Below are 25276 nucleotides of genomic sequence, written 5' to 3'. Positions count from 1 at the left end.
GGCGCCGGGTGTGATCCGGCGCCCTCTGCCCCTCTCGTCAATGGGCGTACTTCCAGGGCCGCAGTACGCGGCCATCCCATACGCCGCCCAGACCTCGTTCCGGGGGTTCGCTCATCCAGCGTCCCTGTTCCCGATGCAGTACGACCAGCTCCCGGTAGACGAAATCGACGGAGCACGAATCCCAGGCGACGGCGATCATGGCCCACCGCCCATCGCCGCTGAAAACGGGCCGGGTCAGATGGACGAACTGATCATACGGATGGGACGGCTGCTGCGCCGTTGATGCGCACCCGCGCTCCCGCAGCGCTCGAAGACCTTCGGCATCCATCCGCTGCGCACCGGCCAATGCGGCTGCGGGTACTGGCGCGGGACGGCGATTGGCAGGAACCAGATCCGCCTGCAGCTGCAACCGCAGCGCGTGGATCTGCGGCGGCCACCGGTCGTCCAGCGGCAGGACCAGATCATCCACCTCCTGGCAGGTGGAGGCACTGCTGCCCGGCCAGCAATAGGGCAACGTCTGCTCCATCACGTAGATGTCCTGCCCCACCGGGTCGGTCAACTGCGGCTGCTCCTGCGGGCGCCATCGATCGGCGGGGGCGGACGGCGTCTGCGGTGCGGTGGGCACGCCGCTCGACGGCAATGGCAGAGCCGGCGTCGGCTGCGGCACTGGCGGGGCTGGAAGACGGAATGGAGGACCCTGCCGAATCACCAGCGCCATCGCCTCAGCCTGCATCTGCGCGGTTCCCAGGTTGACCGGCGGCGGACCGATTTCCTGCTGCCACCTCGGGCGCAGGCTGCAGATTCCGGCCATGAGAGCCAAAGCCGACAGCGCCGCCGCCAACGACGCAATGCGTCGCCAGACGATCCGTTGTTGGCAGTCACGGTCCGGCTTGAACGAGGTATCTGTCATCACGACTCCGGTAACGCGGGCCACAGGCCGTGGCCAAAGCTCATATAGCGGACAGGCTCCACTCGAACACGCTCCCATCCGCCCTTTCTGCGGTGCAGAAGGTAGAGGACGCGCATCGCCGTTCCTCCACTGCACAGATCCGAGGCGATCGATGCCATTGCCCAGTTCCCATCCAGGCTGAACACAGGACGCTGCAGATAGACAACGCCCAGATCCGGCTTGCCCGGGCCACCCGTGCATCCCTCGACGCCGCGTGCGCGCCGTTGCTGAAGCTCGTCCCACGTCATCCGTTGCGCTCGCACATGCGCAAGCTCAAACGCGAGGTCAGGTACGCGTACAGCCCGGCGGTTCGCAACCTGCAGCATCGCCTCCAGATGCTGCTGAAGTTGAAAGGACGCCGCACTGTCATCATCGCGCCACTCGACGACGCTGTGACGAACCTGGCAGACCGGGACGGGGTCTCCTTCACCGCAGGAAGGCGCAGTCCATTCCATCACTGCAAATGGCATGTCGGGTTCCCGGTCGCGCGGCTCGAAGTGTGCTGGCGCGACATCTGCCAGTGGCACCTCCGCGATCGCGAACCCACTGTTGCCGGTCAGCATCGCGGAGGAGACTGCCTTCATTGGAATCGGCGGTACCGGCGGCTTTCCTGGCGGTGTCGGTCGCAGGTCGATGAGCTCTGCCATCACCTCGGCCTGCATCCGTGCCGTTCCCAGGTTGATCGGAGGCGGGCTGACATCCTGCCGCCACTGTGGGCGCACGCTGGCCAGCAGCGCTGCGCCAGCAGCCACGAACAGGACGACCGCTGTCGTCAGGATGCGCTTCCGTGCAATGCGCTGTCGCATGAAGCTCCTCGAAGAAATGAAGCAGGTTGGGATATCGGCCGGGAACGTGGCGCTACAGCGCTTGAATGACCTGCAGCAGGTGGGTCGCTCCTGGCGCCAGCGCCTGCGCAAGCCAACCCAGCACAGCAAAGAACAGCAGCAGGCCGAGCAGCGGCCAGATCGTGTGCGTCACGCATACCCGCCACCATCCCTGCTCCTGCATGCCCTGCATGCGCCGGTACAGGCCACCGGCGATGGCGGCGTCCACCAGCAGCTCGGCCATCAGCACCGGCGCCGACCACACCACCCACACGCTGGCCAGCAGGACGGTCGTCACCAGCGCGACGATGCCGAGGATTGCCAGCAACGGCAGGCCCGCTTCGTCTTCGACCAACCCGGCCAACGGCAGCTCTCCGGCATCGCCGCCACTGGCCGGCGCTGACTCATTCCACGAAGCTGACGCACCGCCACCTCCGGAACGGCCGCCGACGCCGCTCCACGGTGATTCCACGGCACTTCCGCGAGGCGATGGGCTGCCACTGCCCACATCCGGCGACAGGCCATCCAGCACGTTGTCCCAGCGCCAACGGATCCAGATCCACATCAGCAGCAGGAACACGCCATAGGCCAACAGCACGGCCATCGGATAGCGAAGCAGCATTGCGTCGATACCGGCCAGACGCAGCAGATGCGAGGCAAGGAAACCGGCCGCACCGGTCAAGGCCACGATCAATGCCATCTGCAGGCGCGGCCAGCCGCGTTGCTGCAGATGCTGCCGCGCGCGCACGACTTCACTGCCGCGGTTCATCGGCAACTTCAACGGGCTGCGTGAAAAGAAACGGGTGCGTTTCATCGGCGCCAACGGATGCCGCGGATCGTGCAGCGTGGAAGCTCGAAAACCTGATACTGCATGCGGACATCCTTGCCGGGCACGCGTAAGCGGTGGTGGGCGGATTCTACCGCGGGCAGGTCCGCTGTCCAGACGGCGGACCTGTGCGGCCGTTCCTCAGCTGCGGTCGATGATCCGCACGATGTGACCGTCCTCAAAAGCAAACTCGCTGCGTCCCTGCAGGGCCAGTTCCGTGCCCGCGCCGGGACCATCTGGAATGTCCTGCGCGAACACGCCACGCCAGCCGATGCTGGCCAGCGCCACATCATCCTCGAACGTCAGCTCAAGCAACCGCTGCTCGCGCTCGTGGAACATCTGGGCCGATTGCCGCGCCAGTTCGCCGAAGGCATCGATGCCTTCGGTGACCATCGTCAGCTGGCCACCGCTATGGTTTTCGAAGCGAACGTTGTGCGCCAGCACCGCCAGCATGGCATCGATGTCGAAGCGGTTGTAGGCCAGCAGGTAGCGCTCGATCAGGTAGCGGCAGTGCGATTCGTCCATGGCGGCGTCCAGTCAGGGCCTGCGCCGAGTCTCCCGCGACCGTGCAGCCGGATCAAGGCGGCGCAGCGGCTTTCAGCAACTGCGCGGCCACCTGGTCGAACGGGGCGATGTCCTGCAGTGCGCGGCACATCGCCACCGCACCTTCCACGCTGGCAATCACCAGGCTGGCCAGGCCCGCCGCCGCTGCCGGGTTGTGACCTTCGGCGACGAACGCCGCCGCCAGGTGGCCCTGCCAGCGCGCGAACACTTCGGCCGCAGCGGCACGCGGCTGGCTGGGCATGGCCTCCACCGGCTCCTCCACCGCAGCGGCCAGCACCGGGCAGCCAGCGCGGAAATCGGTGCGCAGCAGGCGCTCGCGCCACATTGCCAGGAACTGCTGCAGGCCCTGCACCGCCCCGCCCGTCAGCAGCTCCACCAGCAACGCTTCGACCTTGTCGCCGGCCATATGGGTGGCACGCGCCAACAGCTCCTGCTTGCCGCCGGGAAAGTGGTGGTAGGTGGAGCCCAGCGGTGCCTCGGCCAGCTTGGTGACCTCACGGATGCTGGTGGCATTGAGACCCACGCGCGCCAGCATCTGTGCCGCAGCATCAATCACGCGTTGTGGCGCATCAGAGGGACGCGGGCTCACGGCAGGCTCCTTGCCAGGACAGTCGTCATAGATTAGCGTACCGGCGATTCTATAACAGTCGTCATAACCATGAATCTCTGGTTCCGCCTGCTCCATCTGCTGCTGTGCAGCCTGTTCCGGCCCAAGCTGGAGGCGCCGTTCGGGGTTTCGCGGCTGCAGTTCCGGGTACTGCCCAATGACCTGGACAGCAACCTGCACATGACCAACGGCCGCTACTGGAATATCTTCGACCTGGGCCGGCTGGACCTGATCCTGCGCATGGGCCTGGGCCGGGTGGCGCTGCGCGAGAAGTGGGCACCGATCGTCGGTGCCGGCACCATCCAGTTCCGCCGCGAACTCAAGCCATTCCAGCGCTTCACCCTGGAAACGCGGCTGGTCGGCTGGGTCGGTTCGCGCGGCATCATGGAGCAGCGCGTGCTGATCGGCGCCGAACAGAAGATCGCCACGCGCGCGCTGCTGGTCACCGGCATCTACGACCGCCGTGCGCGGCAGTTCCTGGGTATGCCGAAGATGATGGAAGCGATCGGCGTGGTCGCCCCGCCGTCGCCGCCGCTCAGTGCGGCCGCCGAGGCGCTGCTGGCGGCCGATGCCGCATTGAAGCAGGACGATGCCTGAGGCGCGTCAGCCCACCTTCGGCATGTTCTTCGTCACGCAATGGATGCCACCACCGCCACCGGCGATGGCATCGATATCCACCTGTTCGATCACGCGGCCGGGATACATGTCTTCCAGTAGTTCACGGCAGAATCCATCGGCTTCGTCGTCTCCGAACTGCGGTGCGACCACGGCGCCGTTGATCGGCAGGTAGTTGATGTAGCCCATCGCCAGATCGTCGTTGTCGCGGGTATGCACGTTGTCGCGTCCGTCCAGCGGCGGCGGCAGCGTATGCACCTGCAGGCGACGGCCGTCGGCATCGGTGGCCCCGCGCAGGATCTGCAGGTGCTCGCGGGTCAGGTCGTAATCGTAGGACTCCGGATCGTTGTCCAGATTGGCGATCACCACGCCCGGGCGTACGAAGCGCGCATAGAAATCCACGTGCGCATCGGTGATGTCCTTGCCGGCGATACCGGGCAGCCAGATCACCTTGCGCAGGCCGAGGTGGTGCTTCAGCTCGGCCTCGATATCCGCGCGCGACCAGTCCGGATTGCGGTTGCGGTTGACCCAGCAGCTTTCGGTGAGGATGGCCGTGCCCTGGCCGTCGACTTCGATGCCACCGCCCTCGCCCACCAGATCGCTTTCCAGCAGCGTCGCACCGGTCACCTGTGCCAGCCACGGCGCCACCGCGCCATCGTTGCGCGCGCTCTGCTTGCCGCCCCAGCCGTTGAAGTTGAAGTCGACCAGGCCCAGCCCGCCCCGGTCATTGGTGACGAAGCAACCACCGTAATCGCGCACCCAGATGTCATCCAAGGGCACGTCCAGGAACTCGATGTTGTCGCGGCCGCAGCGGTCCTGCGCCTGCTTGAGCTGTGCAGGGCGGCACAGCACGCTGACCGGCTGGTGGCGTGCGATGGTGCGGGCCAGCCGCGCCACGGCGGTGTTCACCGCATCGGCCTGCGCGCCCCACACCCTCGGTTGCGCGGCGAAGGCCAGGAACACGCGTTCCTGCGGCCCGTGCTCGTCCGGCATGCGCCAAGTCCCCGCACCTGGCCCTGCTGCGGATACGCGACCCGGCAGCCCGGCCAGGCCCAGAGCGGCCAAGCCGCCAAGGCCGGCGGCGCCCGCCAGTTGGGTGAGGAAGTGACGACGGTTGCTCATGACGGGCTCCAGGGCCGGTGCGGGATGGGCGCTATGCTGCCCTTGCCGACACATAAGAACAAACGATAGATTCAGCCAACAATTGAACAGTTTTACTTATCAGAATGCTCAAGCACTGGCCACCGCTGAACGCCCTGCGGGGTTTCGAGGCTGCCGCCCGGCTCGGCAGCTTCCACCGTGCGGCTGAGGAACTGCACCTGACCCAGTCGGCCATCAGCCAGCAGATCCGGGGCCTGGAGGCATCGCTGCAACAACCACTGTTCTTCCGGCAAGGCCGCAGCGTCACCCTCACCGACGCCGGCATCGACCTGCTGGAAACCACCCAGTCCCTGCTGCGGCAGCTGGCCAGCGGCATCCGCCGGCTCGATCAGTACCGCAAGCCGAATCAACTGATCGTCAACACCAGCCCGGCCTTTGCTCGCCATTGGCTGGTGCCGCGCCTGGCCAGCTTCCATCGCCTGCACCCCGGCGCCGACCTGTGGCTGCTGACCAGCGAGGATGCACCGGACATGACCACGCAGACGCTGGACGTGGCGGTGCGTGACGACCTCGACTCACAGGCGCAGTGCCAGCATCGCGTGCTGCTGCAGGACCGTCTCTATCCAGCCTGCCATCCGGCGCTGCTCGCCACACCGGTACAAGAACGCCTGACCCTGCATGGCGAGCGCGAAATGGACTGGAGCCAGTGGCAGGTACAGGGGGGCGCCGATGTCGGCCAGCGCCGCGAGGGCATGAACTTCTCCGAGCCTGGCCAACTGCTGGATGCCGCGTGCGAAGGGCTCGGTATCGCGCTGGTCAGCGAGCTGCTGGCCGCACGCGCCTGCGAACAAGGCCTGCTGCAAGCCCTGGATGAGGCACGCGTGCGCGGTCCGCGCTGGAGCTGGCTGATACACGAGGACAGCACAGCCGATCCGCTGGTGATCAGCTTCTGTGACTGGCTGCTGGCGAGCCTGCCCGCTGACGCTACTTCTGCTGCAGCGCGCGCTTGACCGCCGCCTCGGCCAGCGGCGCCATCACCGCATAGCCCTTCGCCGTGGGATGCACGCCGTCGTCGGCCAGTTGCGGGTCGAGCCCGCCAGCCGCATTGGCCATCGGCGTGTAGTAGTCCAGATAGACCAGCTGCTTCGCATCGGCATAGCGCTTCAATGCCGTGTTCAATGCACGCACCTTGGGCGCAGGCATTGTGCCCGTCAGCCACGGGTAATCGCTGACCGGCAGCACCGATGCCAGCACCACACGAATGCCATGTGCGCGGGCCAGGTCCACCATCGCGTGCAGGTTGTCTTCGATCATCGACTGCGTGGAGGGGCCAGTGTTGCCGGCAATGTCGTTGGTGCCGGCCAGGATCACCACCACCTGTGGCTTCAGTGCCAGCACGTCCTGCGGGAAACGCACCAGCATCTGCGCCGTGGTCTGGCCGCTGATGCCGCGGTTGAGCCAGCCCTTGCCGGGGAAAAACGCTTCGCTGCCTTCCCTGCCCCAGCCTTCGGTGATCGAGTCACCGAAAAGCACCACGCGTGGTTGCCCTGGCACAGCGGCACGCAATCGTGCGTTGGCGTCGCGGTAACGCTGCAGTTCCGGCCAATCGGCCAGGCGCTGCTGCATGAAGCGCACCTCATCCGGGCGCAGGCGATCGACAGGCTCCACCAACAACGGATTGATGGCGGGCGCATCGGCCGCCACCCCATGGGCGCTCAGCGCGATACCGAGGGCAACCGCGGCCAGGCCGCCGGACAAGGAACGCATCGGGTCTCTCCCTTGAATGTCCGGGCCAGTCTAGCGCGCGGCCCCGCGCTCAGCGTGCCGCCGACCGCGCCGCCACACCGGTCACCTTGGCCGGCATCCACATGCCCGGCGTCCATCCGCTGGCAGCCAGGATCGTCTTCGGGTTGTCCTGCTGGATCAGCGCACGTACCGCATCGCGCTTGTCCTTGGCCTGCAGGTAATAGGCCTTGGCGATGCGGTAACCCACCCAGTACCCCAGGTCATAGGGCTCCTGCGAACCGGGCTTGTAGTTGTACAGCCACGGCGACAGATCGGTGCTGTCCACATCCAACGCGAAGGCGCTTTCGATATGCACTTCCCGGCCGCGCGTCCACGCCGCATGTCGCCCATTGCCGACGTTGCCGGAAATCAGTTCGGTGATGAACTCGGCGATGCCTTCGCCCAGCGACACGCGCAGCACTGTTGCCCGCGGATCTCCCGGCTCGAAGTCGATCAGGCCGGTCTGCTGGATGTGCACGTACTCGTGTGCGATCACGTGCACGAAGCGGTCCTGCACATTGGGATTCATGAAGTCGGCCGCGCACAGCGCTTCCAGGCCGATGATCACGCCGCTTTTCGAGGTCAGCCCGACCGGCCGGCCGCGGCCCACCGCGATGGTCACCGGCGGGAACCGGGTCTGCGGGTAGATCGCCTGCAGGTTGGAAAACACCTGCGTCAGGCGTTGTTTCACCGCGGGCAGTTCGGCCAGGCAGTTTCGTCCCTGAGCATACAGCTCGGGCTGGCTGGCGATGGACTCGGCAATGCGTTCGGGCGTGACCCGGCGCGCCTTGGCCAACTCCGCCAGGCCAGCCGACCCTTCGGCCAGGTATCCACGCAGCTGCGCAACATTGGGCTTGCCGCCGGCGCTGTCATAAAGTGCATAGAAACGACTGACATCCTCGGTGAGGATCTGCGGCCCTGCCGGTACCGCCGCCGTGGCCACACCCACCGCCCCGGCACAGGCCAGGGCCAACAGGCCGCGCAGGATCGTGGACATCGCTCCGTCCTTGGTGGAGTGCATGCGAAGCGCGCAATCTATCACTCCACCCAGCCCGCCGCAGCAGTCGGATGCGGGCGCCCCTCCGCTGTGCCAGACTCGCTTCGGCACCTGCCATGGAAGATGGAGCACCGCACGATGATGATCGTTCCCGCGTACTGGGCCGAAGCCCGTCTGCAGGCCCGCTTCCGCGGCCGGCCGGTGGTCGTGCGCCGCTTCGGCTGGTCCGACGAAAGCCCTGCCGAAGCTCAGGCGCACGCCGACCGCCGTGCCAACGAAGCGCTCAACGCCATCCTTGCAGGGCAGGCGCTGCCGCGCCGCGAAGTGCGCAGCAACTACGGCGTGGAGGGGGTGCCGATCCGCGAGCAGATCGTACGGCGCGACGGCGATGTCATCATCACCCGCAACAGCTACGGGGCGCTGTGCCTGAACACACCGGACGTACTGTTTGCCGACATCGACCATGCGCAACCACCCGCGGGCTGCGTGATGCCCGCTCTCATCGCCGCGGTGCTGCTGTTCGCTGGCGCCATCATCGGCACCCTGCTGTGGCACTGGCTGGTGGGACTGGTATTGGGTGTGGCGGCCGTGGTGCTGGTGAACACCGCGATGCTGATGCAGCGCAAGCGCCGCCTGGCCGCAGCCGGCGGCGCCGAAGGCGTGGCCCTGCAGCGGGTCGCGGCCTTCAGCGAACAGCATCCGGAGTGGCACCTGCGCACCTACCGCACGCCGGCTGGCCTGCGCGTGCTCGCCATGCATGCCACGTTCTCGCCCGAGGACGAGCAGCTGCAGGCGTTCTTCAAGGCACTGGGCACCGACCCCCTGTACGCACGCATGTGCCGGCTGCAGCACTGCTTCCGTGCGCGACTGACCCCGAAGCCGTGGCGCGTGGGCCTGAAGTACCGCATCCGCCCGCCGGTGGCCGCGTGGTCAGCCGAACAGGCCAACAACCCGGATCGACTGGCCTGGATTGCCGAGTACGAAAAGAAGAGCGCCGGCTTCGCGGCCTGCGCCTATCTGCGCAGCTTCGGTGATGCCACCCAGGTGCATGCCAAGGCCGAGCACGTGCGCGAGCTGCATGATCGTTTGGCGCACGCGCAGGACCGTTTACCGCTGGCGTGAGTGCGGCAGACGCTCAGTCAGCGCCCTGCACGAACGGCTGCCCTGCCAGGGTAGTGCCCAGCCGCACCGCGACCTGCTGTTCGCCCTTTTCAAACATCGTTGCGCACTGCTTTCCGCCTTTCTGGCATCCGACTTCGGGAAAGCCTTCCAGTGACTCCGGCGCGCCCTGCGCCGGCTTCGCCTGCCAGCCGGCGGCGTCCAGCAGGCGCTTGGCCTTGGCGTAAGGCATGCCGGCGATGATCCCCAGCTGCGCCAGCTCGGCAGGCAGCGGCTGAGCACTTGCAGTTGAGACCAGGACCAACGACAACGCTGCAGCAAGAAGGATGGCTTTCATTGCATCGACCCGGGACGGACTTACACGATCAGACTAGACCATTTTCATGGCCCGCGAATGTGCCGGTAACACGTCGTTACCGAGTCTCCACAGTTGATTGCAGAGCACTTCAATCTGTTTACAGGCGAACAAGCAACCGAGCACGGGCTCGGCTCTACAGGATGCAGGAAGGCCGCCCTGGGGCGGCCTTCCTGTGCCCTTACTTTGCGTTCTTCACGTAGGTGTCGAACCAGTTAAGCATCTCCGACACCAGCTGCTCGTTGGACTCCAGCGCGGTGTACCAGTGCGGTTCGTTCGGCAGCATCACCAGGCGGGTGGTGCCGCCGTTGCCACGAATGGCCTGGTACAGCTTGCGTGACTGGAACGGCTCGGTGCCCGGGTTGGCGTCGTCCTCACCATGGACCAGCAGCAGCGGCAGCTTGATCTTGTCGGCGTAGAAGAACGGCGAGGCCTTCAGGTACACGTCCTGCGCCTGCCACACCGAGCGACGCTCGTTCTGGAAGCCGAACGGGGTGAAGGTCTTGTTGTACGAACCGCTGGTCGCCACGCCGGCCTTGAACAGGTTGGTGTGCGCGATCAGGTTGGCGGTCATCAGGCCGCCGTGGCTGTGACCGGTCACGCCGATGCGGTTGCGGTCGACCACGCCCATGTCCACGGCCTTGTCCACGGCCGCCTTGGCGTCGGCTTCCAGCTGCTCCAGGTAGGTGTCGTAGGCGTTCTTCGGGTCACCCACGATCGGGAACGAGGCGTTGTCGATGATCGCGTAGCCGGCCAGCAGCATCAGGCGGTACGGCTGCAGACGGGTGAAGGTCTGCTGCGAACCGGACACCTGCCCCGCCTGCGCGGCGTTGGCGAAGTCGGCCGGGTAGGCGTACAGGATCGCCGGCACGCGCTGGCCTTCCTTGTAGCCCGGCGGCGTGTACAGGGTGAACGACAGGTCCACGCCGTCGGCACGTTTGTAGGTCACCAACTGCTTCTTGATCTGGCGCACTTCCGGGGTCGGGTCGACCAGTTTGGTCAGCGCGGTCGTGGTCGACGCGAACTGCGCCTCGCCGGCCTTCGCATCGGCCACTGACTCACCCTGCTGACGGATGAAGGCGTTCGGCGGATCGATCACCGACTGGTGCCAGGTCAGGTAGCGGCCCGGCGTGTTGCTGAAACCGAGGAACTGTTCGTAGGCATCGGCACTGCTGCGGAACAGACGCTCGCTCTTCAGCGTGCCCAGGTCCAGGCGGTCCAGGAACGGGCGGTCGCCCTGCGGTGAGGCGCCACGGCCGCTGAGGAACACATGGTTGCCGTCCTGGCGCACGACCTGCGCGCCATTCGGCAAACGCGTGAAGACCAGATTGCCGGGGTTGCCGTACAGCTCATCGCTGGACATGTCCCACAGCAGGCGACCTTCCTTCTTCGGCTGGTCCACATCGACGACGCGGGTCTGCATCCAGTGACGGTTCTCGTCGTTCTCGTACTGGAAGGCCACGGCCGGATCGGCGGTCCACGCAAAGCCCTCAAAACGCTGCGCGGTGCGCGTGATTTCGGTCGGCTTGCCGTTGAACGGGGCCTTCAGCATCAACACGCGATCGCGATGCGGCACGCTGACCTTCCAGTCGCCCTTGTCCAGCGCTTCGGCATAGACCAGGGTGGCCGGATCGGTGGCACGCCAGTCGAAACCGCGCGGGCCTTCCGGCACGCCGTGCACCGGCACGCGGTCGGCCAGCGGCAGGCTGGCGATCGGCGTGCTGCGGCCGTTGCTGATATCCAGCACCGCCACATCATTGGCGAAGCGCTGGTAGGTCACGGCATGCGAGTACGGTGCCTTGATCGACTCGGTCAGCACATGCACGCCATCGGGCGCGGCGCTGACCTCGTTGAACAGCGCCGGCTGCCCGACCGGGCGCACGCTGCCCGCGGCGGTATCGACCACGGCCAGCTGCGAGGCACCGTAGTAGGCGAACAGTTTTTCGTCATGCACGCTGGTCAGCGTGTCGCGGGCCTCGTAGGTGCTGCTTTCGCCGCTGCTGCCCAGCGACTCCTGCGCATCCGGGCCAGTCGGCACACCACCATTGGACGGCGCCGGGCCCTGGTTGGCCGGCACCAGTTTCACCAGCAGGTTGTGGCTGCCGCCCAGCCACTGCACGGTGTTGCCGAAGATCGGGTTCAGCTGCACGTTCGGCACCTGCTTCACCTGGCCGGTGGCGGCATCGCCGACCCACAGCTGCACGCTGGTATCGACCGCGTTCTGGAAGGCGAAATGGCTGCCGTCGGCCGACCACAGCGCGCCGGTGGCGCAGCCCTGCGGCAGGTTGACCTTGGTTTCCTTGCCGCTGCCGATATCAACCAGGGTGAAGTCGGCCACGCAGGCCGGAATGCCATAGCCACCGGGGGTGTCATGGCGGCTGCGGTTCTTCGGCTCCAGGCGCACGCCGGCCAGCTTCAGGTAGGGCTGGGCCACGCGGCTGATCGACGGGTAGGTCTGCGCGGTGGTCAGCAGCAGGCGTTGGCCGCCCGGGGCCACGTTCGGTGCCGGCGGCGGCGGTGCCTTCAGCACCTTGAGCAGGTGTTCCGGCGGCTTCGCGTAATCAGCGAAGGCCGGGCCAGCGGCCAGCAGGCCGACGGTGGCAACGGCAACAGCCGCCGCCAGAGAGGTTCGACGGATCAGCATCCTTATCCCCTGGGGTGTGAATGGGCGCCCGAGGACGGGCAAGGGCCCGAATCTAGCACCGCAGGAGGCAACGGGAATGGGCCGGAAGGACTAGTGGCCGGATGGGGCAAAGTGGGACGCACGCGGAGAGGCCGGCGATGGGCCGGCCCCTGCCAGGCGTGGCCTGTCATCACTGCTGGGCGTGCAGATCCCAGGCCGTCAGGTAATCGGGGTCGACCACGATCATGCCACTGTTGCGCATGCGGTACTCGCCGGGCTCGGCCCGCTGGTACTGGTCGAGCATGGGCGGCAGGTAACGCTCATGACCATCGCCTTCGTCGGCCAATACCACGCCTTCGTCGGCACTGATGCGCAGCACGGTGCCCGCGTACTGCTCCAGACCCTGCACCTGGCCGTCGCCACCATAGCGGGTGACACCGACCAGCACGACCTTGCCGATCATTTCCTCGGCCTTGGCATCGTCCAGTGGGGGCAGCATGGGATTGAATTCGTCGCTCATCGGTGCACCTCCAAAGCCTGTGGGGATAGCGTGGATTCGGCGGCCCCACGTTGCCAGCGTCGATGGCAACGCAGGGATCTCTCTTGGGGCGCAAGTCCCTGGATCGCAGGACCAACCGGGCAACGCCGGGGCGCGATGGGTGAAAGGTGTCTGGGACTGCGGGGGACGGCCATCCGTACCGATGGCGTGACCGTGTCAGGTCAAGGTCAACACCACGCGTTGCGTTGCATACACGGTGAAGCGTGACAGCTGCACTGTAGCGGCATGAGGGCCTCCTGTTGAAGGTCACACGCGGGTGTGTTGCTCCGTTGGAACGAATGCTGCCACTCTGCGCGGAAGGAACAAGTGAAGATTGCGGGCGACCTGTAAAAGGTGGTTCGCGTGGTACCCGTTCATTAAGCTGGCGCCCCGCTCTGCTGAGGCACGCCTGCCCCGGCGCCACGCTAGAATGCGCCCATGCGCACCGTACATGCCCTCCGCTACATCACCCCCTTGCGGGAAGGTGGCTCTCTGCCCGCTGTGGTCGAGACCGATGACGACGGCATGGCCGTGCTGAAGTTCCGTGGCGCCGGCCAGGGCCCGAAGGCACTGATCGCCGAGCTGATTGCCGGCGAAATGGCACGTGCTCTGGGCCTGCCGATTCCGGAAATCCTGTTCGTCGAACTGGACCGCGAGTTCGCCCGCACCGAGCCGGACCCGGAAATCCAGGAACTGATCCGCGCCAGCGAAGGCCTGAACCTGGGCCTGGACTACCTGCCCGGTGCGATCAACTACGACCCGGCAGCAATGCCGGTGGACGCCGACCTGGCCTCGCGCATCGTCTGGTTCGATGCATTCACCAGTAATGTCGATCGCACCACGCGCAATCCCAATCTGATGGTGTGGCACCGCAGGCTGTACCTGATCGATCACGGCGCGGCGATGTACTTCCATCACGACTGGGCCAACGCCGGAGATGCCTGCGAGAAGCCCTTCGTACTGATCCGTGACCATGTGCTGCTGTCGTTCGCCAGCCGCATCGCCGAGGTGGATGCCGAACTGGCCGCCCGCCTGACCGATGCCGAGATCGAGCGGATCGTCGGCCTGGTGCCGGACAGCTGGCTGGTCAACGAGCCGGCATTCGACAGCCCGCAGGCCTATCGCCAAGGCTACATCGATTATCTCAAGCACCGCCTGAAGGTTCGTGCGGTGTTCGTGCAGGAGGCCATCCGTGCCCACGCTGCACACGTATGACTATGCAGTCATCCGCGTGGTACCGCGGGTGGAACGCGAAGAGTTCATCAATGTCGGGGTGATCGTCTCCTGCCCGGGCGCGCGTCATCTGGAGGCGGCCATCGAAATCGATCCGGCACGCCTGCACGCGTTCGCGCCGGCGCTGGACCAGGACGCGCTGCAACCGTGGCTGGATGCGATCGTGGCAATCTGCCGCGGTGATGCCAGCGCCGGACCGATCGCGCAGCTGCCGGCGCGCGCGCGCTTCCATTTCCTCACCGCCAAGCGCAGCTCGGTCGTGCAGATGTCGAGCACGCATGTCGGTCGCACGGCAGACCCGGCGGGTGTGGTGGAACACCTGATGACGAAGATGGTGCGTGTGCCGGAATGACCGGCACGCATCGCGATCAAAGCGGCACCCGTCGCGCGATGTAGTTGACCACGTTACCGATCGCATCCGGATCGACATTGGCCAGCCCAACGATCACATAGCCCTGTGCAGGCAGCACCACGATGGCACTGTTGGAGCCGGGCGCACCGCCTTCATGGCCGTACTGGTGCTCCCTGCCCTCGCCCTGCACCACGAAACCATAGCCGTACCAACGCTTGTGGTTCTGCGCCGTGGTGGCCTGCTGCAGCAATGCAGGTGAGACCAGCGTTCCGCTGCGCAGCGCCTCGGCGAACTTCAGCATGTCGGTGGCCGTGCTGTAACCGCCACCGGCGGACATGCCGCGCCAGGGCAGCGACTTCGTTTCACGGACCCATTGCCCATCCTTCTTCGTATAGGCGACGGCGCGCTGTGGCACCGTCACTGTTTCCGGTTCGAAGCCGGTGCCGGTCATGCCTGCCGGGCGCAGGATGTGTTGCTCCACATAGGCGTAGTACGACTGCCCGGAGACGGCCTCGATGATCCGCCCAAGCACGATGAAGCCATAGTTGGAATAGCTGTCCTGGCTGCCAGGCGTGAACTGCGGCGCGTCCTTCGCGAAGCGCTGCACGTAGTCATCCAGCGTCTTCAGCGAGGCCGAATACTGATCGAAATCATCACCGAAGAAATCGCCCAGACCGCTGGTGTGGGTCAACAGCTGGCGAACGGTCACCTCATCGGCAACGGCCTTGTTCGGATAGTCCGGCAGGTGCCTGCCGATCGTATCGTCCAGCCCCACCGTGCCGGCCTGCACCAGCTGCAGGAGGGCCACGGCGGTGAACATCTTGTTGGACGAGGCCAACCGGAAGCGTGTGCCCGCATCCACCGGAATCCCGCCTTCGCGATCCGCCTCGCCACCGCGCCAGTCCAGCAGCACCTCGCCGTTACGTGCCACCAGCAATGCGCCCGACAGCGCGTCCTGTGCACGCAGTGCCTCCAGCTTCGTTTCGGCATCCGCCATCAGGGCAGGCAACGCAACACGCCCTGGCTTGTACTTGTCCGGCGTTTCAGTACCTTCGATCTGGAACTGCTTCAGGTGCGCCGGATTGTCCGGGTCCATGCTGGCCGTCACCCACATCGCGCGTTCGTTCAGCTGGCCCAGCACCAGCAGCTTCGCCCGGTTGGGCGTGCTCTGGATTGTTTCCAGTACGCGCAGTGGGCCGGTACTCCCGCGGAACTCGAGATAGTCCCTGGGGCCGCTGCCCTCCTTCTTCGCGTAGGTATCGGCGAATGCCTGCAGATCCTCGAGGCTGCCGGCATTGAAGGCTGCCAGCCAGTCATCGATGGCGTCCTGCGCACGTGGATGTGCACGCTCGGCAGAGGTTGCGCCTACTGCTGGAAAAACCGGGGTAGCCATCAGAACCGAACAGGCCAGCGCATTGCAGAGAAACAAACGTCCAACCGCCTTCATGGCCGTTCCTTTGCGGGATCCTTGGATGCATCCTAGACCAAGGCTGCGTCCGCCGCATCGGCGCTAGGGACTCTGGCGAAACACCTCAACCGTTACATTGAATGCCTCGATGCGATGCCATTCACTCTGCGCGTGCGGCAGGGATTCCACGCCCATGCCGATCTGGTACCTCACCGCGTCCGGACCTTCGCGCCAGTAATAGGGTTCACCGCTGCTCCAGCCACAGCAGACGTAACGCAACGCCGGCAGGCCGAACGTTGCGTGCAGGAAGGCTTCGATCTTCGCTGCCCCGGCACCCGCAACCCGGTAGTGGGCTTCCATCGGCTTGATGTAGGACGCATCGTCCTGACTGCAGCCGATGTATTCCAGTCCCTCTGGTTTCCGTCCCATTGCCTGCAGGAAGTCCTGGCAGACCGTGTCAGGTCGGGCCAGGCCTTCAGTACGACCGTGTGCTTCCCACTCCGCCAGCGCCTGCGCTGGATGCTCGGCAGCTGGCAATCCGGTGGTGAGCAGCAATGCGGGCAGCACCAGGGGCAGAACGCGCGCGGCACGTTGTGGCCAATGAAACGACATGAGGGCGCGATCCTTCGCAGTTGATGGCAACCATGCTACCCGATGGCCTCGCTATCGCCGCGCCATGCTCTGTTCGCTGAATCGCGCCACGCAGAAGTCCAGGAAGCTGCGCAGCTTGGGCGTCAGCTGGCGGTCGCGCGGATACACCAGGTTGATCCACGTCGATACCGGCACATGGTCCGGCAGCACTTCCACCAGTTCACCACGCGCCAGTGCGGCGGCAAGCATTTCGTAGGGCTGCAGGATCAATCCCAGCCCTCCCACGGCCGCAGTCAACAGCGGTTCGGCCTGGTTGACCATGAAGCGGCTGGACACCGGTACGGTCAGCACGCTGCCATCGACATCGCGGAAACTCCAGCGCGTGCGGATGACCGAATGCGCGAAGCCCAGGCACTCGTGCCGGCTCAGGTCATCGGGATGGGTAATGGCCGGGCGCGAGGCCAGATAGTCCGGCGAGGCACACAGGACCAGTGGATACGGCCCCAGCCGTCGTGCCACCAGCCCGCTGTCGGCCAGGTCACCGGTACGGAACACCAGGTCGTAGCCGTCCTCGACGATGTCCACCAGGCTGTTGGACAGGTTCAGATCGACCTGCACGTCCGGGTACTGTTGCATGTAAGCCACCACCGCCGGGCCCAGCGCGTGCACGCCGAAGGTGACCGGCGCACTGATGCGCAGGCGCCCCATCGGCCGCCCGCGCGCCACTTCAGCCAGCTGCTCGGCCCCCTCCACTTCCTCCAGGATCACCCGCGCCCGCGCCAGGTAGGCCTGGCCGAAGTCGGTCAGGCTCTGCTTGCGCGTGGTGCGGTTGAGCAGGCGCACGCCCAGGTGGAGTTCCAGCGACTGCACGTGTTTGCCGACCAGCTGCGGCGACAGGTCCAGCGCGTCGGCAGCAGCGGCGAAGGAGCCGACCTCGGCCACTTTCACGAAGGTACGCAGGGGAGCGATCAGGTCCATTGCAAACAATTGTTTTTCAATGAAACCCAAGATTACCCCTTATTCTGGATGCAGGCCACGCGCACAGTAGGCCTCACCTTTCCGCCGGCCTCAGCGCTGGCCTTGTCCAGGAGCCCCCATGAGCCAGATTGTCCGCATCCACGAATACGGTAACGCCGATGTACTGCGCATCGACAACATCGACGTTCCCGCCCCCGCCGCCGACGAAGTCCAGATCCGGGTCAAGGCCATCGGCCTGAACCGCGCCGAGGTGATGTTCCGCAACGGCGCCTACCTGCAGGAGGCGCAGTTCCCCAGTCGCCTCGGCTACGAAGCGGCCGGTGTGGTCGAAGCCGTCGGCAGTGCCGTGAGCGGATTCACCACAGGCGATGCGGTCAGCGTGGTGCCGCCACTGGATATCGCGCGCTGGGGCACCTACGGCGAACTGGCCAACGTGCCGGCACGACTGGTGGTCAAGCATCCGCAGGCATTGGACTTTGAAACGGCCGCCGCAGTGTGGATGCAGTACGTCACCGCCTGGGGGGCGCTGTTGGAGCAGGCGCACTTGTCCGCCGGAGATTTCGTCATCATCACCGCTGCCAGCAGCAGCGTCGGACTCGCCGCGATCCAGATCGCCAACGCGGTGGGCGCCACGCCGATCGCGGTAACGCGAGGCCCGGGCAAGCGCCAGGCCCTGCTCGACGCCGGTGCCGCCCATGTCATCGCCACCCAGGAACAGGATCTGGTGGCCGAAGTCGCGCGCATCACCGGCGGTGCCGGCGCCCGCGTGGTGTTCGATCCGATCGGTGGCCCGCAGTTCGTACCGCTGACCGAAGCCATGGCGCGTGGCGGCATCCTGCTGGAGTACGGCGCGCTGAGCAGTGAACCCACCCCGTTCCCGTTGTTCAACGTGCTGGGCAAGTCACTGACGCTGAAGGGTTACCTGTACTCGGAAATCGTCTCCGACGATGCCGCGCTGGCACGTGCCAAGGCCTTCATCGTCAACGGCCTGGACCAGGGCACGCTGGCGCCGAAGATCGCCAAGGTATTCCCGTTCACGCAGATCCAGGACGCACACCGTTACCTGGAATCGAACGAGCAGATCGGCAAGGTGGTAGTGACGGTGTGATCCAGCGTCATGCAACGGGGGCGGCCCACCGCCTCCAATGCGGTTACCTCGGCAACGCAAACGCCATCACGTAATCGCCGTTCGGGGTTTCCATGAAATGGTGGCCGCCGGCCATGATCACCACGTACTGGCGCCCGCCCTGCTCGTACACCATCGGGTTGGCCTGGCCACCGGCAGGCAGCTTGGCGTGCCACAGTTCCTTGCCGGTCTTCAGGTCGATGGCACGCAGCAGATCATCGGTGGCGGCGGCGATGAAGATCAGGCCGCTGGCGGTCACCACCGAGCCGCCATTGTTCGGCGTGCCGATCTCGATCGGCAGGCCGGAGCGGATGCCGAAGGGTCCATTGCCACGTGCACTGCCGAACGGGCGGTCCCACAGCAGTTTGCCGGTGCGCAGGTCGATGGCACGGATGCCACCATAGGGCGGCTGCTTGCACAGCAGACCGGTGAACGGCAGGCGCCAACCGGCATTCACCTGGATGGCATAGGGCGTGCCCACCTGTGGGTCGCCCGCGCCCTCAGCGCCGCCCTTGTCGAACCGGATCTTTTCGCGCGGCAGCCAACCCAGGCGATCGGCCTCGGCACGCGGCACCAGCCGGTTGTAGTTGGGCATGTCGTTGTAGTTGGCCACGATCACGCCACGACGCGTATCGATGGACACGCTGCCCCAGTCCGAGCCGCCGTTGTAGCCGGGGTACTCGATGGAATGGCGGTCACTGCTCGGCGGCGTGTAGAAACCTTCGTAGTAGGCCTTGCGGAACTGGATGCGGCAGACCAGCTGGTCGATCGGGGTGATGCCCCACATGTCGCGTTCGGTCAGCTCATGCTCGCGGCGCAGCGTGTGGTACAGCGAGAACAGTTGCGTGGGCGAGCGCTGCTCGGGTTCAACACCACCGATGGGCACCTTGCGCTCCTCGGCAGCACTCAGCAACTGGCCGTTGCGGCGGTCGAGGATGTAGATGTCGCCCTGCTTGGTCGGCAACAGGATCGCCGGCACTTTGCCGGCAGCGGTCGGGTAGTCGATCAGGCTGGCCTGCGAACCCAGGTCGTAATCCCACACGTCCTTGCGCACCGCCTGGAAATGCCAGGCCGGCTTGCCGGTGGCCACGTCGATCGCCACCAGCGAGGTCGAGTAGCGATTCTGGTTTTCCGTGCGCGAGCCGCTCCAGTAGTCGCCTGCGGAGTTGCCCAGCGGCAGGTAGACCAGGCCCAGCGCCTCATCACCGGTGGCCGTGGTCCACATGTTCGGCGTGCCGCGCGTGTAGGTCTGCTCGCGCGGTGGCAGGCCGTTGTGCTCGGGCTGGTCCATGTCCCACGCCCAGCGCAGCTTGCCGGTGATCGCGTCGTAGGCCTGGATCACGCCCGACGGCGCGTCGCGGCGCTGACCATCCAGCACCTGGTGACCGGTGACGATCACCCCGCGCACGATCGCCGGTGGCGAGGTGATCGACACGTAGCCGGGCGGTACCTCGCCCATGCCCAGGGTGATATCGACCTGGCCGTTGTTGCCGAAATTCGCGCAGGGACGGCCGCTGTCCGCATCCACCGCGATGATACGGCCGTCCAGCGTGCCTTCGATGATGCGCGCCCAGCAGGCCGGACGCGTGCCCGGCGCAGCACTGCGGGTGACGCTGGGCGGTGGTTCCGGCAGCGCCAGATCGGCCGCGGCATCGGCCAGCGTGGCATCGGCAAGGACCGGCGTGCTGGGCTGCTCGTAGTAGCTCACACCACGGCAGGCGGCGGTGTACGGGATCGAAGCGTCCTTCACCTTGGGGTCGAAGCGCCACAGCTCCTTGCCACTGGCGGCATCGAGCGCGATCAGGCGGTTGCGCGCGGTGCACAGGTATAGGCGGTCGCCGATCTTCAGCGGCGTGGTTTCCGCGCCCCAGCGCTTCTTCGGCATATCCCCGGTGCGGAACTGCCAGGCCGGTTGCAACGTGGCCACATTGGCTGGCGTAATCTGCTGCAATGGCGAGTAGCGGGTGCCCGCATTGCTGCGTCCCCACGCAGGCCAGTCGCCATCCGCGGGCTGGTCGGCCGGCTGCAGGCCCGTGGTATCGCGCGTAGGTTCCAGTCCGGCACTGACTGCGCCTTCCGGGAACGGCTGGTGCCCGTCCACTTCGCCGTGCGGCGCGAACGCCAATCCGAAGGCGGCCACGAACACCAGCATCAGCACGCCCGCCGTGCTGCGCGACAGGCGTTTTGAAACCGGCTCGCGCAGGGTCGGCGCCAGCAGCGCCAGCACGATGCCGAGCGCGGTCACCAGCCCGAGCCGCGGTACCCAGCGCCAGTAGTCGCTGCCCGATTCCCACCAGGTCCACAGCAGCGTGCCGATGAACACCAGCGCGTACAGCAGCGCGCCGCTGCGGCGGTTGCCGAACAACTGGATGCCACTGACCAGCAGGCCGAGCCCGGCAATGGCGTAGTACGCCGATCCCCCCAGGCTGAGCAGCCACGCACCCAGGCCGCCGATGGCCAGGCCGAGCACGACCAGCAGCAGCGACAGCACGGTAACGAGGGGATGCCGGGAAGCGCGGACGGGGGCAGTAGCGGACTGCGGCGTGGCGGACATCGTCGATCTCCGGGGGCAGCATGCGCCGTTATCCCACCGCCGACGTGAAGCGCGCGCGTATGTGCGGCACCCGGATACGACGACGCCGGCACAGGGCCGGCGTCGTCGGGTACCTCAACCTGATGGCAGGATCACTCCTGCGCGGCGTCCTCGCTGCTGGCAGCAGCCGGGGTGCCGTCGGTCGCGGCCGGGGTGGCGACAGCCACCTCGTCCTCGTCCTCGTCGATCGAGGCATCCATGCGCTCCACCGCCTGCAGCTTCTCGTCCTTGGACAGGCGGATCAGGGTCACGCCCTGGGTGTTGCGGCCGACGCGGCTGATTTCCGAGCCACGCGTACGCACCAGGGTGCCGCCATCGGAGATCAGCAGGACTTCGTCGCCGGAGCCCATCAGCACCGCGGCGACCAGCTTGCCGTTGCGCTCGGTGGTCTGGATGCCGATCACGCCCTGCGTACCACGGCCCTTGCGCGGGTAGTCCGGCAGCGGGGTGCGCTTGCCGTAGCCGTTCTCGGTGGCGGTGAGGATGTACTGCACGCTGGCGTCATCGGCGCCGTCGATCACCGCATCGCCATTGGCGGCGGCTTCCTCGACACCGTTGTCGTCCTCGTTGTCGTCCTCGATGCCACCGGCACTTTCGGCCACGATCAGGCTGACCACTTCCTCGCCGGCCGGCATCTTGATGCCGCGCACGCCGGTGGCGGTACGGCCCATCGAGCGGACCTTGTCTTCACCGAAGCGCACGGTCTTGCCGTTGGAGGCGAACAGCAGGATGTCACGCTCGCCATCGGTCAGGCCGACGCCGACCAGGGCATCGCCCTCGTCCAGGTTGATCGCGATCTTGCCGCGGGCCAGACGGAAGGCAAACTCGCCCAGCGGGGTCTTCTTGACCGTACCGTTCTTGGTGGCGAAGAACACGAACTGGCCATCGGCGTATTCACGTACCGGCAGCACGGCCTGAACGCGTTCGCCCGGCTCCAGCGGGATCCAGTTGATGATCGGACGGCCGCGGGCATTCGAACCGGCTTCGGGCAGCTGGTACACCGGCAGCCAGAACACCTTGCCCGAGCTGGTGAAGGTCAGCAGCGTATCGTGCGTATTGACCAGCCACAGCTGTTCGATGAAATCCTCTTCCTTGGTCGCTGCCGCACTGCGGCCACGGCCGCCACGGCGCTGTGCGCGGTACACGCTCACCGGCTGCCGCTTCACGTAACCGGCATGCGACACGGTGACCACCACGTCTTCCGGCGCGATCAGGTCGAGGATGTCCAGGTCTTCTTCGCTGTGGCGGATTTCGGTACGACGCTCGTCGCCGAACTCGGCCTTGACGTTGACCAGCTCCTCGCGGATCACCTGCAGCAGGCGGTCGGGATCTTCCAGGATGTGGATCAGCCCGGCGATCACTTCCAGCAGCTGCTTGTACTCGTCGGTCAGGCGGTCCTGCTCCAGCCCGGTCAGGCGGTGCAGGCGCATTTCCAGGATCTGGGTGGCCTGGATCTCGGTCAGCTGGTAGCCGCCCTCGATCAGGCCCACGCCCTTGGGCAGGTCTTCCGGACGCGAGGCTTCGGCACCGGCGGCACCCAGCATCGCACCGACCAGGCCCGGCTCCCACACGCGCGCCAGCATGCGCTCGCGTGCTTCATTCGGGTTCGGCGAGGTCTTGATCAGCTCGATCATCTCGTCGATGTTGGCCAGCGCAACGGTCAGGCCTTCCAGCACGTGGGCACGGGCGCGCGCCTTGCGCAGCTCGAACACGGTGCGGCGGGTGACCACTTCGCGACGGTGGCGGACGAACGCCTCGAGCATCTGCTTGAGGTTCATCAACTGCGGGCGGCCATCGACCAGCGCCACCATGTTGATGCCGAACACCGATTCCATCTGCGTCTGCTGGTACAGGTTGTTCAGCACAACCTCGGCAGATTCACCGCGCTTGATCTCGATGTAGATGCGCATGCCGTCCTTGTCGGACTCATCGCGCAGCTCGCTGATGCCTTCGATCTTCTTTTCCTTGACCAGCTCGGCGATCTTTTCGATCAGACGCGCCTTGTTCACCTGGTAAGGAATTTCAGTGACGATGATCGATTCGCGACCGTTGTCGGCCACTTCGATATCGGCCTTGGCACGGATGCGCACGCGGCCACGGCCGGTGCGGTAGCCGGCGACGATGCCGGCGGTACCATTGATGATGCCGGCGGTCGGGAAATCCGGGCCCGGGATGTACTCCATCAGGCCGTCGACATCGATTTCCGGGTTATCGATCAGCGCGATGCAGGCGTTGATCGATTCGCTCAGGTTGTGCGGCGGGATGTTGGTGGCCATGCCCACCGCGATACCAGCCGAACCATTGACCAGCAGGTTCGGGAACCGGGTCGGCATGACCGTCGGCTCCAGTTCCTTCTCGTCGTAGTTGGGCTGGAAATCGACGGTTTCCTTGTCGATGTCGGCCATCAGCTCATGCGCGAGGCGCGACATGCGCGCTTCGGTGTATCGCATCGCCGCGGCGGAGTCGCCATCGATCGAGCCGAAGTTACCCTGGCCATCGACCAGCATGTAACGCAGCGAGAACGGCTGTGCCAGGCGCACCAGCGTGTCGTACACCGACTGATCGCCATGCGGGTGGTACTTACCGATGACGTCACCGACGATACGCGCCGACTTGAAGTAGGGCTTGTTGCTGTGCGCGTTGAGTTCGTTCATCGCGAACAGCACGCGGCGATGCACCGGCTTGAGGCCATCGCGCGCATCCGGGAGCGCGCGGCCCACGATCACGCTCATCGCGTAATCGAGGTAGCTCTTGCGCATCTCGTCTTCCAGGTTGACCTGGATGATTTCCTTGGCGTTTTCTGCCATTCGGGTTCCGTTGTCTGGTAGCGGTCCAGTCCGGCGCAGCCCTCTGCGGGAGGGGGTCGTGCCGGAACCTCGATTCAACCTGTGGATACTACCACAACAGGCCGTTTCCCGCCTCCCTTTACGGAGATTTTACCGGCACAAATCAGGAACTTAGGGGGTTGCCGGCCAGCGGCCGGCACTACCGGGGGCGGAGGTCACGCTGCCCCTTCCCCTGTGCCTCAACCGCCGAAGGCGGCGCGCATGTTCTCGGTGGTCGGGTTCAGGATCACCCCGCGCTCGGTCACGATGGCGTCGATCAGCTCGCCCGGGGTGACGTCGAACACCGGGTTCCAGGCGGCAATGCCCTCGGCCACGGTGCGGGTACCGCCCACGCCGTAGAGTTCGCCCGGATCTCGCTGCTCGATCTCGATCTGGCTGCCATCCACGGTCTCCATGTCCACGGTCGAGGACGGCGCCACCACCATGAATTTGACACCGTGGTGGCGGGCGGCGATGGCCAGCTGGTAGGTACCGATCTTGTTGGCGGTATCGCCGTTGGCGCAGATGCGGTCTGCACCGACGATCACCCATTGCACCGCACCGGCCTTCATCAGGTGCGAGGCGGCGGAATCGGCGATCAGGGTGGCGTCGATGCCATCCTGCTGCAGTTCCCATACGGTCAGACGTGCGCCCTGCAGCCACGGACGGGTCTCGCCGGCGAACACGCGGGCGATGCGGTGCTGGGCCATGCCGGCACGGATCACGCCCAGTGCGGTGCCGAAGCCGGCGGTGGCCAGCGAGCCGGTGTTGCAGTGGGTCAGCACGCCACTGCCGGCCTCGATCAGGCCCGCGCCCAGCGCGCCCATGTGGCGGTTGGCGGCCAGGTCTTCCTCGGCGATGGCCTGCGCTTCCGCTTCCAGCAACGTCTTCCAGTCGGCGCCGGCGGCGTTCAGGCAGCGGCGCATGCGTGCCAGCGCCCAGGCCAGATTGACGGCGGTCGGGCGCGATGCGTTGAGGCGCTGCAGCGCCGGTTCCAGCTGCTGCAATGCATGCGCCCCATCGGCGGCCTGCACGTCACGTGCGGCCAGCACCACGCCCCAGGCCGCGGCAATGCCGATCGCCGGCGCACCGCGCACGGTCAGCGCGTGGATGGCGGCGGCAACCTCGTCACTGTCATGGCAGACCACATGCTCGACAACGAACGGCAGCTTGCGCTGGTCCAGCAGTTGCAGGGCATCGCCGGTCCACAGGATCGGGCGGATGTGGTCGTAACGGGCGTAGTCGATGTCAGAGGCAGTGTTCATGG

At 66.1% G+C, this 25276-nt stretch carries 23 protein-coding genes; 6 read left to right on the top strand and 17 right to left on the bottom strand.

Annotated features, from left to right (window positions below):
• Positions 1–37: 37 nt before the first annotated feature.
• The 5 genes from VPH47_RS07530 to VPH47_RS07510 form a co-directional block, all read right to left on the bottom strand.
• Positions 38–910 carry a hypothetical protein gene (locus VPH47_RS07530; protein WP_368850427.1) on the bottom strand — a complete coding sequence of 291 codons (873 nt, stop codon included), beginning with the start codon at positions 908–910 and terminating at the stop codon, positions 38–40.
• Positions 910–1755 (bottom strand): energy transducer TonB, encoded by an 846-nt coding sequence (locus VPH47_RS07525; RefSeq protein WP_368850426.1) that lies wholly within the window; start codon positions 1753–1755, stop codon positions 910–912. The genes VPH47_RS07530 and VPH47_RS07525 overlap by 1 nt, the downstream gene beginning before the upstream one ends.
• Before the next feature lie 52 nt (positions 1756–1807).
• The gene (locus tag VPH47_RS07520) at positions 1808–2587 is read right to left on the bottom strand and encodes a hypothetical protein (RefSeq protein ID WP_368850425.1); all 780 of its coding nucleotides are present in this window, start codon (positions 2585–2587) and stop codon (positions 1808–1810) included.
• 153 nt (positions 2588–2740) lie between these two features.
• Positions 2741–3124 (bottom strand): nuclear transport factor 2 family protein, encoded by a 384-nt coding sequence (locus tag VPH47_RS07515; protein WP_368850424.1) that lies wholly within the window; start codon positions 3122–3124, stop codon positions 2741–2743.
• A 52-nt stretch (positions 3125–3176) separates the two neighbouring features.
• Positions 3177–3752 (bottom strand): TetR/AcrR family transcriptional regulator, encoded by a 576-nt coding sequence (locus VPH47_RS07510; RefSeq protein ID WP_368850423.1) that lies wholly within the window; start codon positions 3750–3752, stop codon positions 3177–3179.
• A 69-nt stretch (positions 3753–3821) separates the two neighbouring features.
• Here VPH47_RS07510 and VPH47_RS07505 point away from each other — a divergent pair, with 69 nt between their 5' ends.
• Positions 3822–4367: a thioesterase family protein gene (locus VPH47_RS07505; protein ID WP_012511531.1), complete on the top strand. Its 546-nt coding sequence runs from the start codon at positions 3822–3824 to the stop codon at positions 4365–4367.
• 6 nt (positions 4368–4373) lie between these two features.
• Here VPH47_RS07505 and VPH47_RS07500 read toward each other — a convergent pair whose 3' ends face one another.
• Positions 4374–5507, bottom strand: a complete 1134-nt coding sequence (locus tag VPH47_RS07500) for an agmatine/peptidylarginine deiminase (protein WP_368850422.1) — start codon at positions 5505–5507, stop codon at positions 4374–4376.
• 104 nt (positions 5508–5611) lie between these two features.
• On the opposite strand from VPH47_RS07500, the gene VPH47_RS07495 reads away from it, so the two are divergent.
• Positions 5612–6496, top strand: coding sequence for a LysR family transcriptional regulator (locus VPH47_RS07495; protein WP_368850421.1), 885 nt, complete (start codon positions 5612–5614; stop codon positions 6494–6496).
• On the opposite strand, the gene VPH47_RS07490 is transcribed toward VPH47_RS07495, so the two are convergent.
• Entirely contained in the window at positions 6471–7253 is a 783-nt protein-coding gene (locus VPH47_RS07490; protein WP_368850420.1) for an SGNH/GDSL hydrolase family protein, read from the bottom strand. The two genes, VPH47_RS07495 and VPH47_RS07490, sit on opposite strands and share 26 nt — an antisense overlap.
• Positions 7254–7302: 49 nt before the next feature.
• The gene (locus tag VPH47_RS07485) at positions 7303–8268 is read right to left on the bottom strand and encodes a DUF2268 domain-containing putative Zn-dependent protease (protein WP_368850419.1); all 966 of its coding nucleotides are present in this window, start codon (positions 8266–8268) and stop codon (positions 7303–7305) included.
• Positions 8269–8406: 138 nt separating this feature from the next.
• Here VPH47_RS07485 and VPH47_RS07480 point away from each other — a divergent pair, with 138 nt between their 5' ends.
• Complete coding sequence (locus VPH47_RS07480; protein WP_368850418.1) at positions 8407–9390, top strand: hypothetical protein; 984 nt, start codon at positions 8407–8409, stop codon at positions 9388–9390.
• A 13-nt stretch (positions 9391–9403) separates the two neighbouring features.
• Here VPH47_RS07480 and VPH47_RS07475 read toward each other — a convergent pair whose 3' ends face one another.
• From VPH47_RS07475 to VPH47_RS07465, 3 genes are all read right to left on the bottom strand, one after another.
• Positions 9404–9724: a hypothetical protein gene (locus VPH47_RS07475; protein WP_368850417.1), complete on the bottom strand. Its 321-nt coding sequence runs from the start codon at positions 9722–9724 to the stop codon at positions 9404–9406.
• 199 nt (positions 9725–9923) lie between these two features.
• Positions 9924–12386 carry a prolyl oligopeptidase family serine peptidase gene (locus VPH47_RS07470; protein ID WP_153856007.1) on the bottom strand — a complete coding sequence of 821 codons (2463 nt, stop codon included), beginning with the start codon at positions 12384–12386 and terminating at the stop codon, positions 9924–9926.
• Between the two features lie 169 nt (positions 12387–12555).
• The gene (locus VPH47_RS07465) at positions 12556–12885 is read right to left on the bottom strand and encodes a hypothetical protein (RefSeq protein WP_153856006.1); all 330 of its coding nucleotides are present in this window, start codon (positions 12883–12885) and stop codon (positions 12556–12558) included.
• 456 nt (positions 12886–13341) lie between these two features.
• On the opposite strand from VPH47_RS07465, the gene VPH47_RS07460 reads away from it, so the two are divergent.
• Together VPH47_RS07460 and VPH47_RS07455 are read left to right on the top strand one after the other, a co-directional pair.
• On the top strand, positions 13342–14118 hold the full coding sequence (locus tag VPH47_RS07460) for a HipA family kinase (RefSeq protein WP_180854831.1): 777 nt from the start codon (positions 13342–13344) through the stop codon (positions 14116–14118).
• Positions 14096–14488, top strand: a complete 393-nt coding sequence (locus VPH47_RS07455) for a DUF3037 domain-containing protein (protein WP_005417377.1) — start codon at positions 14096–14098, stop codon at positions 14486–14488. Before VPH47_RS07460 ends, VPH47_RS07455 begins: the two co-directional genes overlap by 23 nt.
• A gap of 16 nt (positions 14489–14504) precedes the next feature.
• Here VPH47_RS07455 and VPH47_RS07450 read toward each other — a convergent pair whose 3' ends face one another.
• The 3 genes from VPH47_RS07450 to VPH47_RS07440 all read right to left on the bottom strand — a co-directional run bounded on the left by VPH47_RS07450 (position 14505) and on the right by VPH47_RS07440 (position 17465).
• Positions 14505–15935, bottom strand: coding sequence for a serine hydrolase domain-containing protein (locus tag VPH47_RS07450; RefSeq protein ID WP_368850416.1), 1431 nt, complete (start codon positions 15933–15935; stop codon positions 14505–14507).
• Between the two features lie 63 nt (positions 15936–15998).
• Entirely contained in the window at positions 15999–16451 is a 453-nt protein-coding gene (locus VPH47_RS07445; RefSeq protein ID WP_368850415.1) for a DUF4952 domain-containing protein, read from the bottom strand.
• A 108-nt stretch (positions 16452–16559) separates the two neighbouring features.
• The gene (locus tag VPH47_RS07440; RefSeq protein WP_153856003.1) at positions 16560–17465 is read right to left on the bottom strand and encodes a LysR substrate-binding domain-containing protein; all 906 of its coding nucleotides are present in this window, start codon (positions 17463–17465) and stop codon (positions 16560–16562) included.
• A 118-nt stretch (positions 17466–17583) separates the two neighbouring features.
• On the opposite strand from VPH47_RS07440, the gene VPH47_RS07435 reads away from it, so the two are divergent.
• Positions 17584–18573: a zinc-dependent alcohol dehydrogenase family protein gene (locus VPH47_RS07435; RefSeq protein ID WP_180859952.1), complete on the top strand. Its 990-nt coding sequence runs from the start codon at positions 17584–17586 to the stop codon at positions 18571–18573.
• A 43-nt stretch (positions 18574–18616) separates the two neighbouring features.
• On the opposite strand, the gene VPH47_RS07430 is transcribed toward VPH47_RS07435, so the two are convergent.
• From VPH47_RS07430 to mtnA, 3 genes are all read right to left on the bottom strand, one after another.
• Positions 18617–21145 carry a membrane-bound PQQ-dependent dehydrogenase, glucose/quinate/shikimate family gene (locus VPH47_RS07430; protein WP_368850414.1) on the bottom strand — a complete coding sequence of 843 codons (2529 nt, stop codon included), beginning with the start codon at positions 21143–21145 and terminating at the stop codon, positions 18617–18619.
• 131 nt (positions 21146–21276) lie between these two features.
• The gene (gyrA, locus tag VPH47_RS07425; protein WP_153856000.1) at positions 21277–23991 is read right to left on the bottom strand and encodes a DNA gyrase subunit A; all 2715 of its coding nucleotides are present in this window, start codon (positions 23989–23991) and stop codon (positions 21277–21279) included.
• 218 nt (positions 23992–24209) lie between these two features.
• On the bottom strand, positions 24210–25274 hold the full coding sequence (gene mtnA, locus VPH47_RS07420) for an S-methyl-5-thioribose-1-phosphate isomerase (RefSeq protein WP_368850413.1): 1065 nt from the start codon (positions 25272–25274) through the stop codon (positions 24210–24212).
• Between the last annotated feature and the right edge of the window lie 2 nt (positions 25275–25276).

Source organism: Stenotrophomonas sp. WED208 (genome assembly GCF_040984485.1).
GTDB classification, from domain to species: Bacteria; Pseudomonadota; Gammaproteobacteria; order Xanthomonadales; family Xanthomonadaceae; genus Stenotrophomonas; species Stenotrophomonas riyadhensis.
The sequence above is the reverse complement of the archived record's forward strand: the minus strand, read 5'-3'. Positions and strand labels throughout refer to the sequence as shown.

Bases quoted from the DNA above. Each gene is read 5' to 3' on its own strand.
- VPH47_RS07460 (WP_180854831.1), top strand. From the start codon at position 13,342: ATGCGCACCGTACATGCCCTCCGCTACATCACCCCCTTGCGGGAAGGT.
- mtnA (WP_368850413.1), bottom strand. From the start codon at position 25,274: ATGAACACTGCCTCTGACATCGACTACGCCCGTTACGACCACATCCGC.
- VPH47_RS07480 (WP_368850418.1), top strand. From the start codon at position 8,407: ATGATGATCGTTCCCGCGTACTGGGCCGAAGCCCGTCTGCAGGCCCGC.
- VPH47_RS07515 (WP_368850424.1), bottom strand. From the start codon at position 3,124: ATGGACGAATCGCACTGCCGCTACCTGATCGAGCGCTACCTGCTGGCC.
- VPH47_RS07435 (WP_180859952.1), top strand. From the start codon at position 17,584: ATGAGCCAGATTGTCCGCATCCACGAATACGGTAACGCCGATGTACTG.
- VPH47_RS07520 (WP_368850425.1), bottom strand. From the start codon at position 2,587: ATGAAACGCACCCGTTTCTTTTCACGCAGCCCGTTGAAGTTGCCGATG.
- VPH47_RS07475 (WP_368850417.1), bottom strand. From the start codon at position 9,724: ATGAAAGCCATCCTTCTTGCTGCAGCGTTGTCGTTGGTCCTGGTCTCA.
- VPH47_RS07470 (WP_153856007.1), bottom strand. From the start codon at position 12,386: ATGCTGATCCGTCGAACCTCTCTGGCGGCGGCTGTTGCCGTTGCCACC.
- VPH47_RS07530 (WP_368850427.1), bottom strand. From the start codon at position 910: ATGACAGATACCTCGTTCAAGCCGGACCGTGACTGCCAACAACGGATC.
- VPH47_RS07430 (WP_368850414.1), bottom strand. From the start codon at position 21,145: ATGTCCGCCACGCCGCAGTCCGCTACTGCCCCCGTCCGCGCTTCCCGG.
- VPH47_RS07505 (WP_012511531.1), top strand. From the start codon at position 3,822: ATGAATCTCTGGTTCCGCCTGCTCCATCTGCTGCTGTGCAGCCTGTTC.
- VPH47_RS07490 (WP_368850420.1), bottom strand. From the start codon at position 7,253: ATGCGTTCCTTGTCCGGCGGCCTGGCCGCGGTTGCCCTCGGTATCGCG.
- VPH47_RS07525 (WP_368850426.1), bottom strand. From the start codon at position 1,755: ATGCGACAGCGCATTGCACGGAAGCGCATCCTGACGACAGCGGTCGTC.
- VPH47_RS07495 (WP_368850421.1), top strand. From the start codon at position 5,612: ATGCTCAAGCACTGGCCACCGCTGAACGCCCTGCGGGGTTTCGAGGCT.
- VPH47_RS07450 (WP_368850416.1), bottom strand. From the start codon at position 15,935: ATGAAGGCGGTTGGACGTTTGTTTCTCTGCAATGCGCTGGCCTGTTCG.
- VPH47_RS07440 (WP_153856003.1), bottom strand. From the start codon at position 17,465: ATGGACCTGATCGCTCCCCTGCGTACCTTCGTGAAAGTGGCCGAGGTC.
- VPH47_RS07500 (WP_368850422.1), bottom strand. From the start codon at position 5,507: ATGAGCAACCGTCGTCACTTCCTCACCCAACTGGCGGGCGCCGCCGGC.
- VPH47_RS07465 (WP_153856006.1), bottom strand. From the start codon at position 12,885: ATGAGCGACGAATTCAATCCCATGCTGCCCCCACTGGACGATGCCAAG.
- VPH47_RS07485 (WP_368850419.1), bottom strand. From the start codon at position 8,268: ATGTCCACGATCCTGCGCGGCCTGTTGGCCCTGGCCTGTGCCGGGGCG.
- gyrA (WP_153856000.1), bottom strand. From the start codon at position 23,991: ATGGCAGAAAACGCCAAGGAAATCATCCAGGTCAACCTGGAAGACGAG.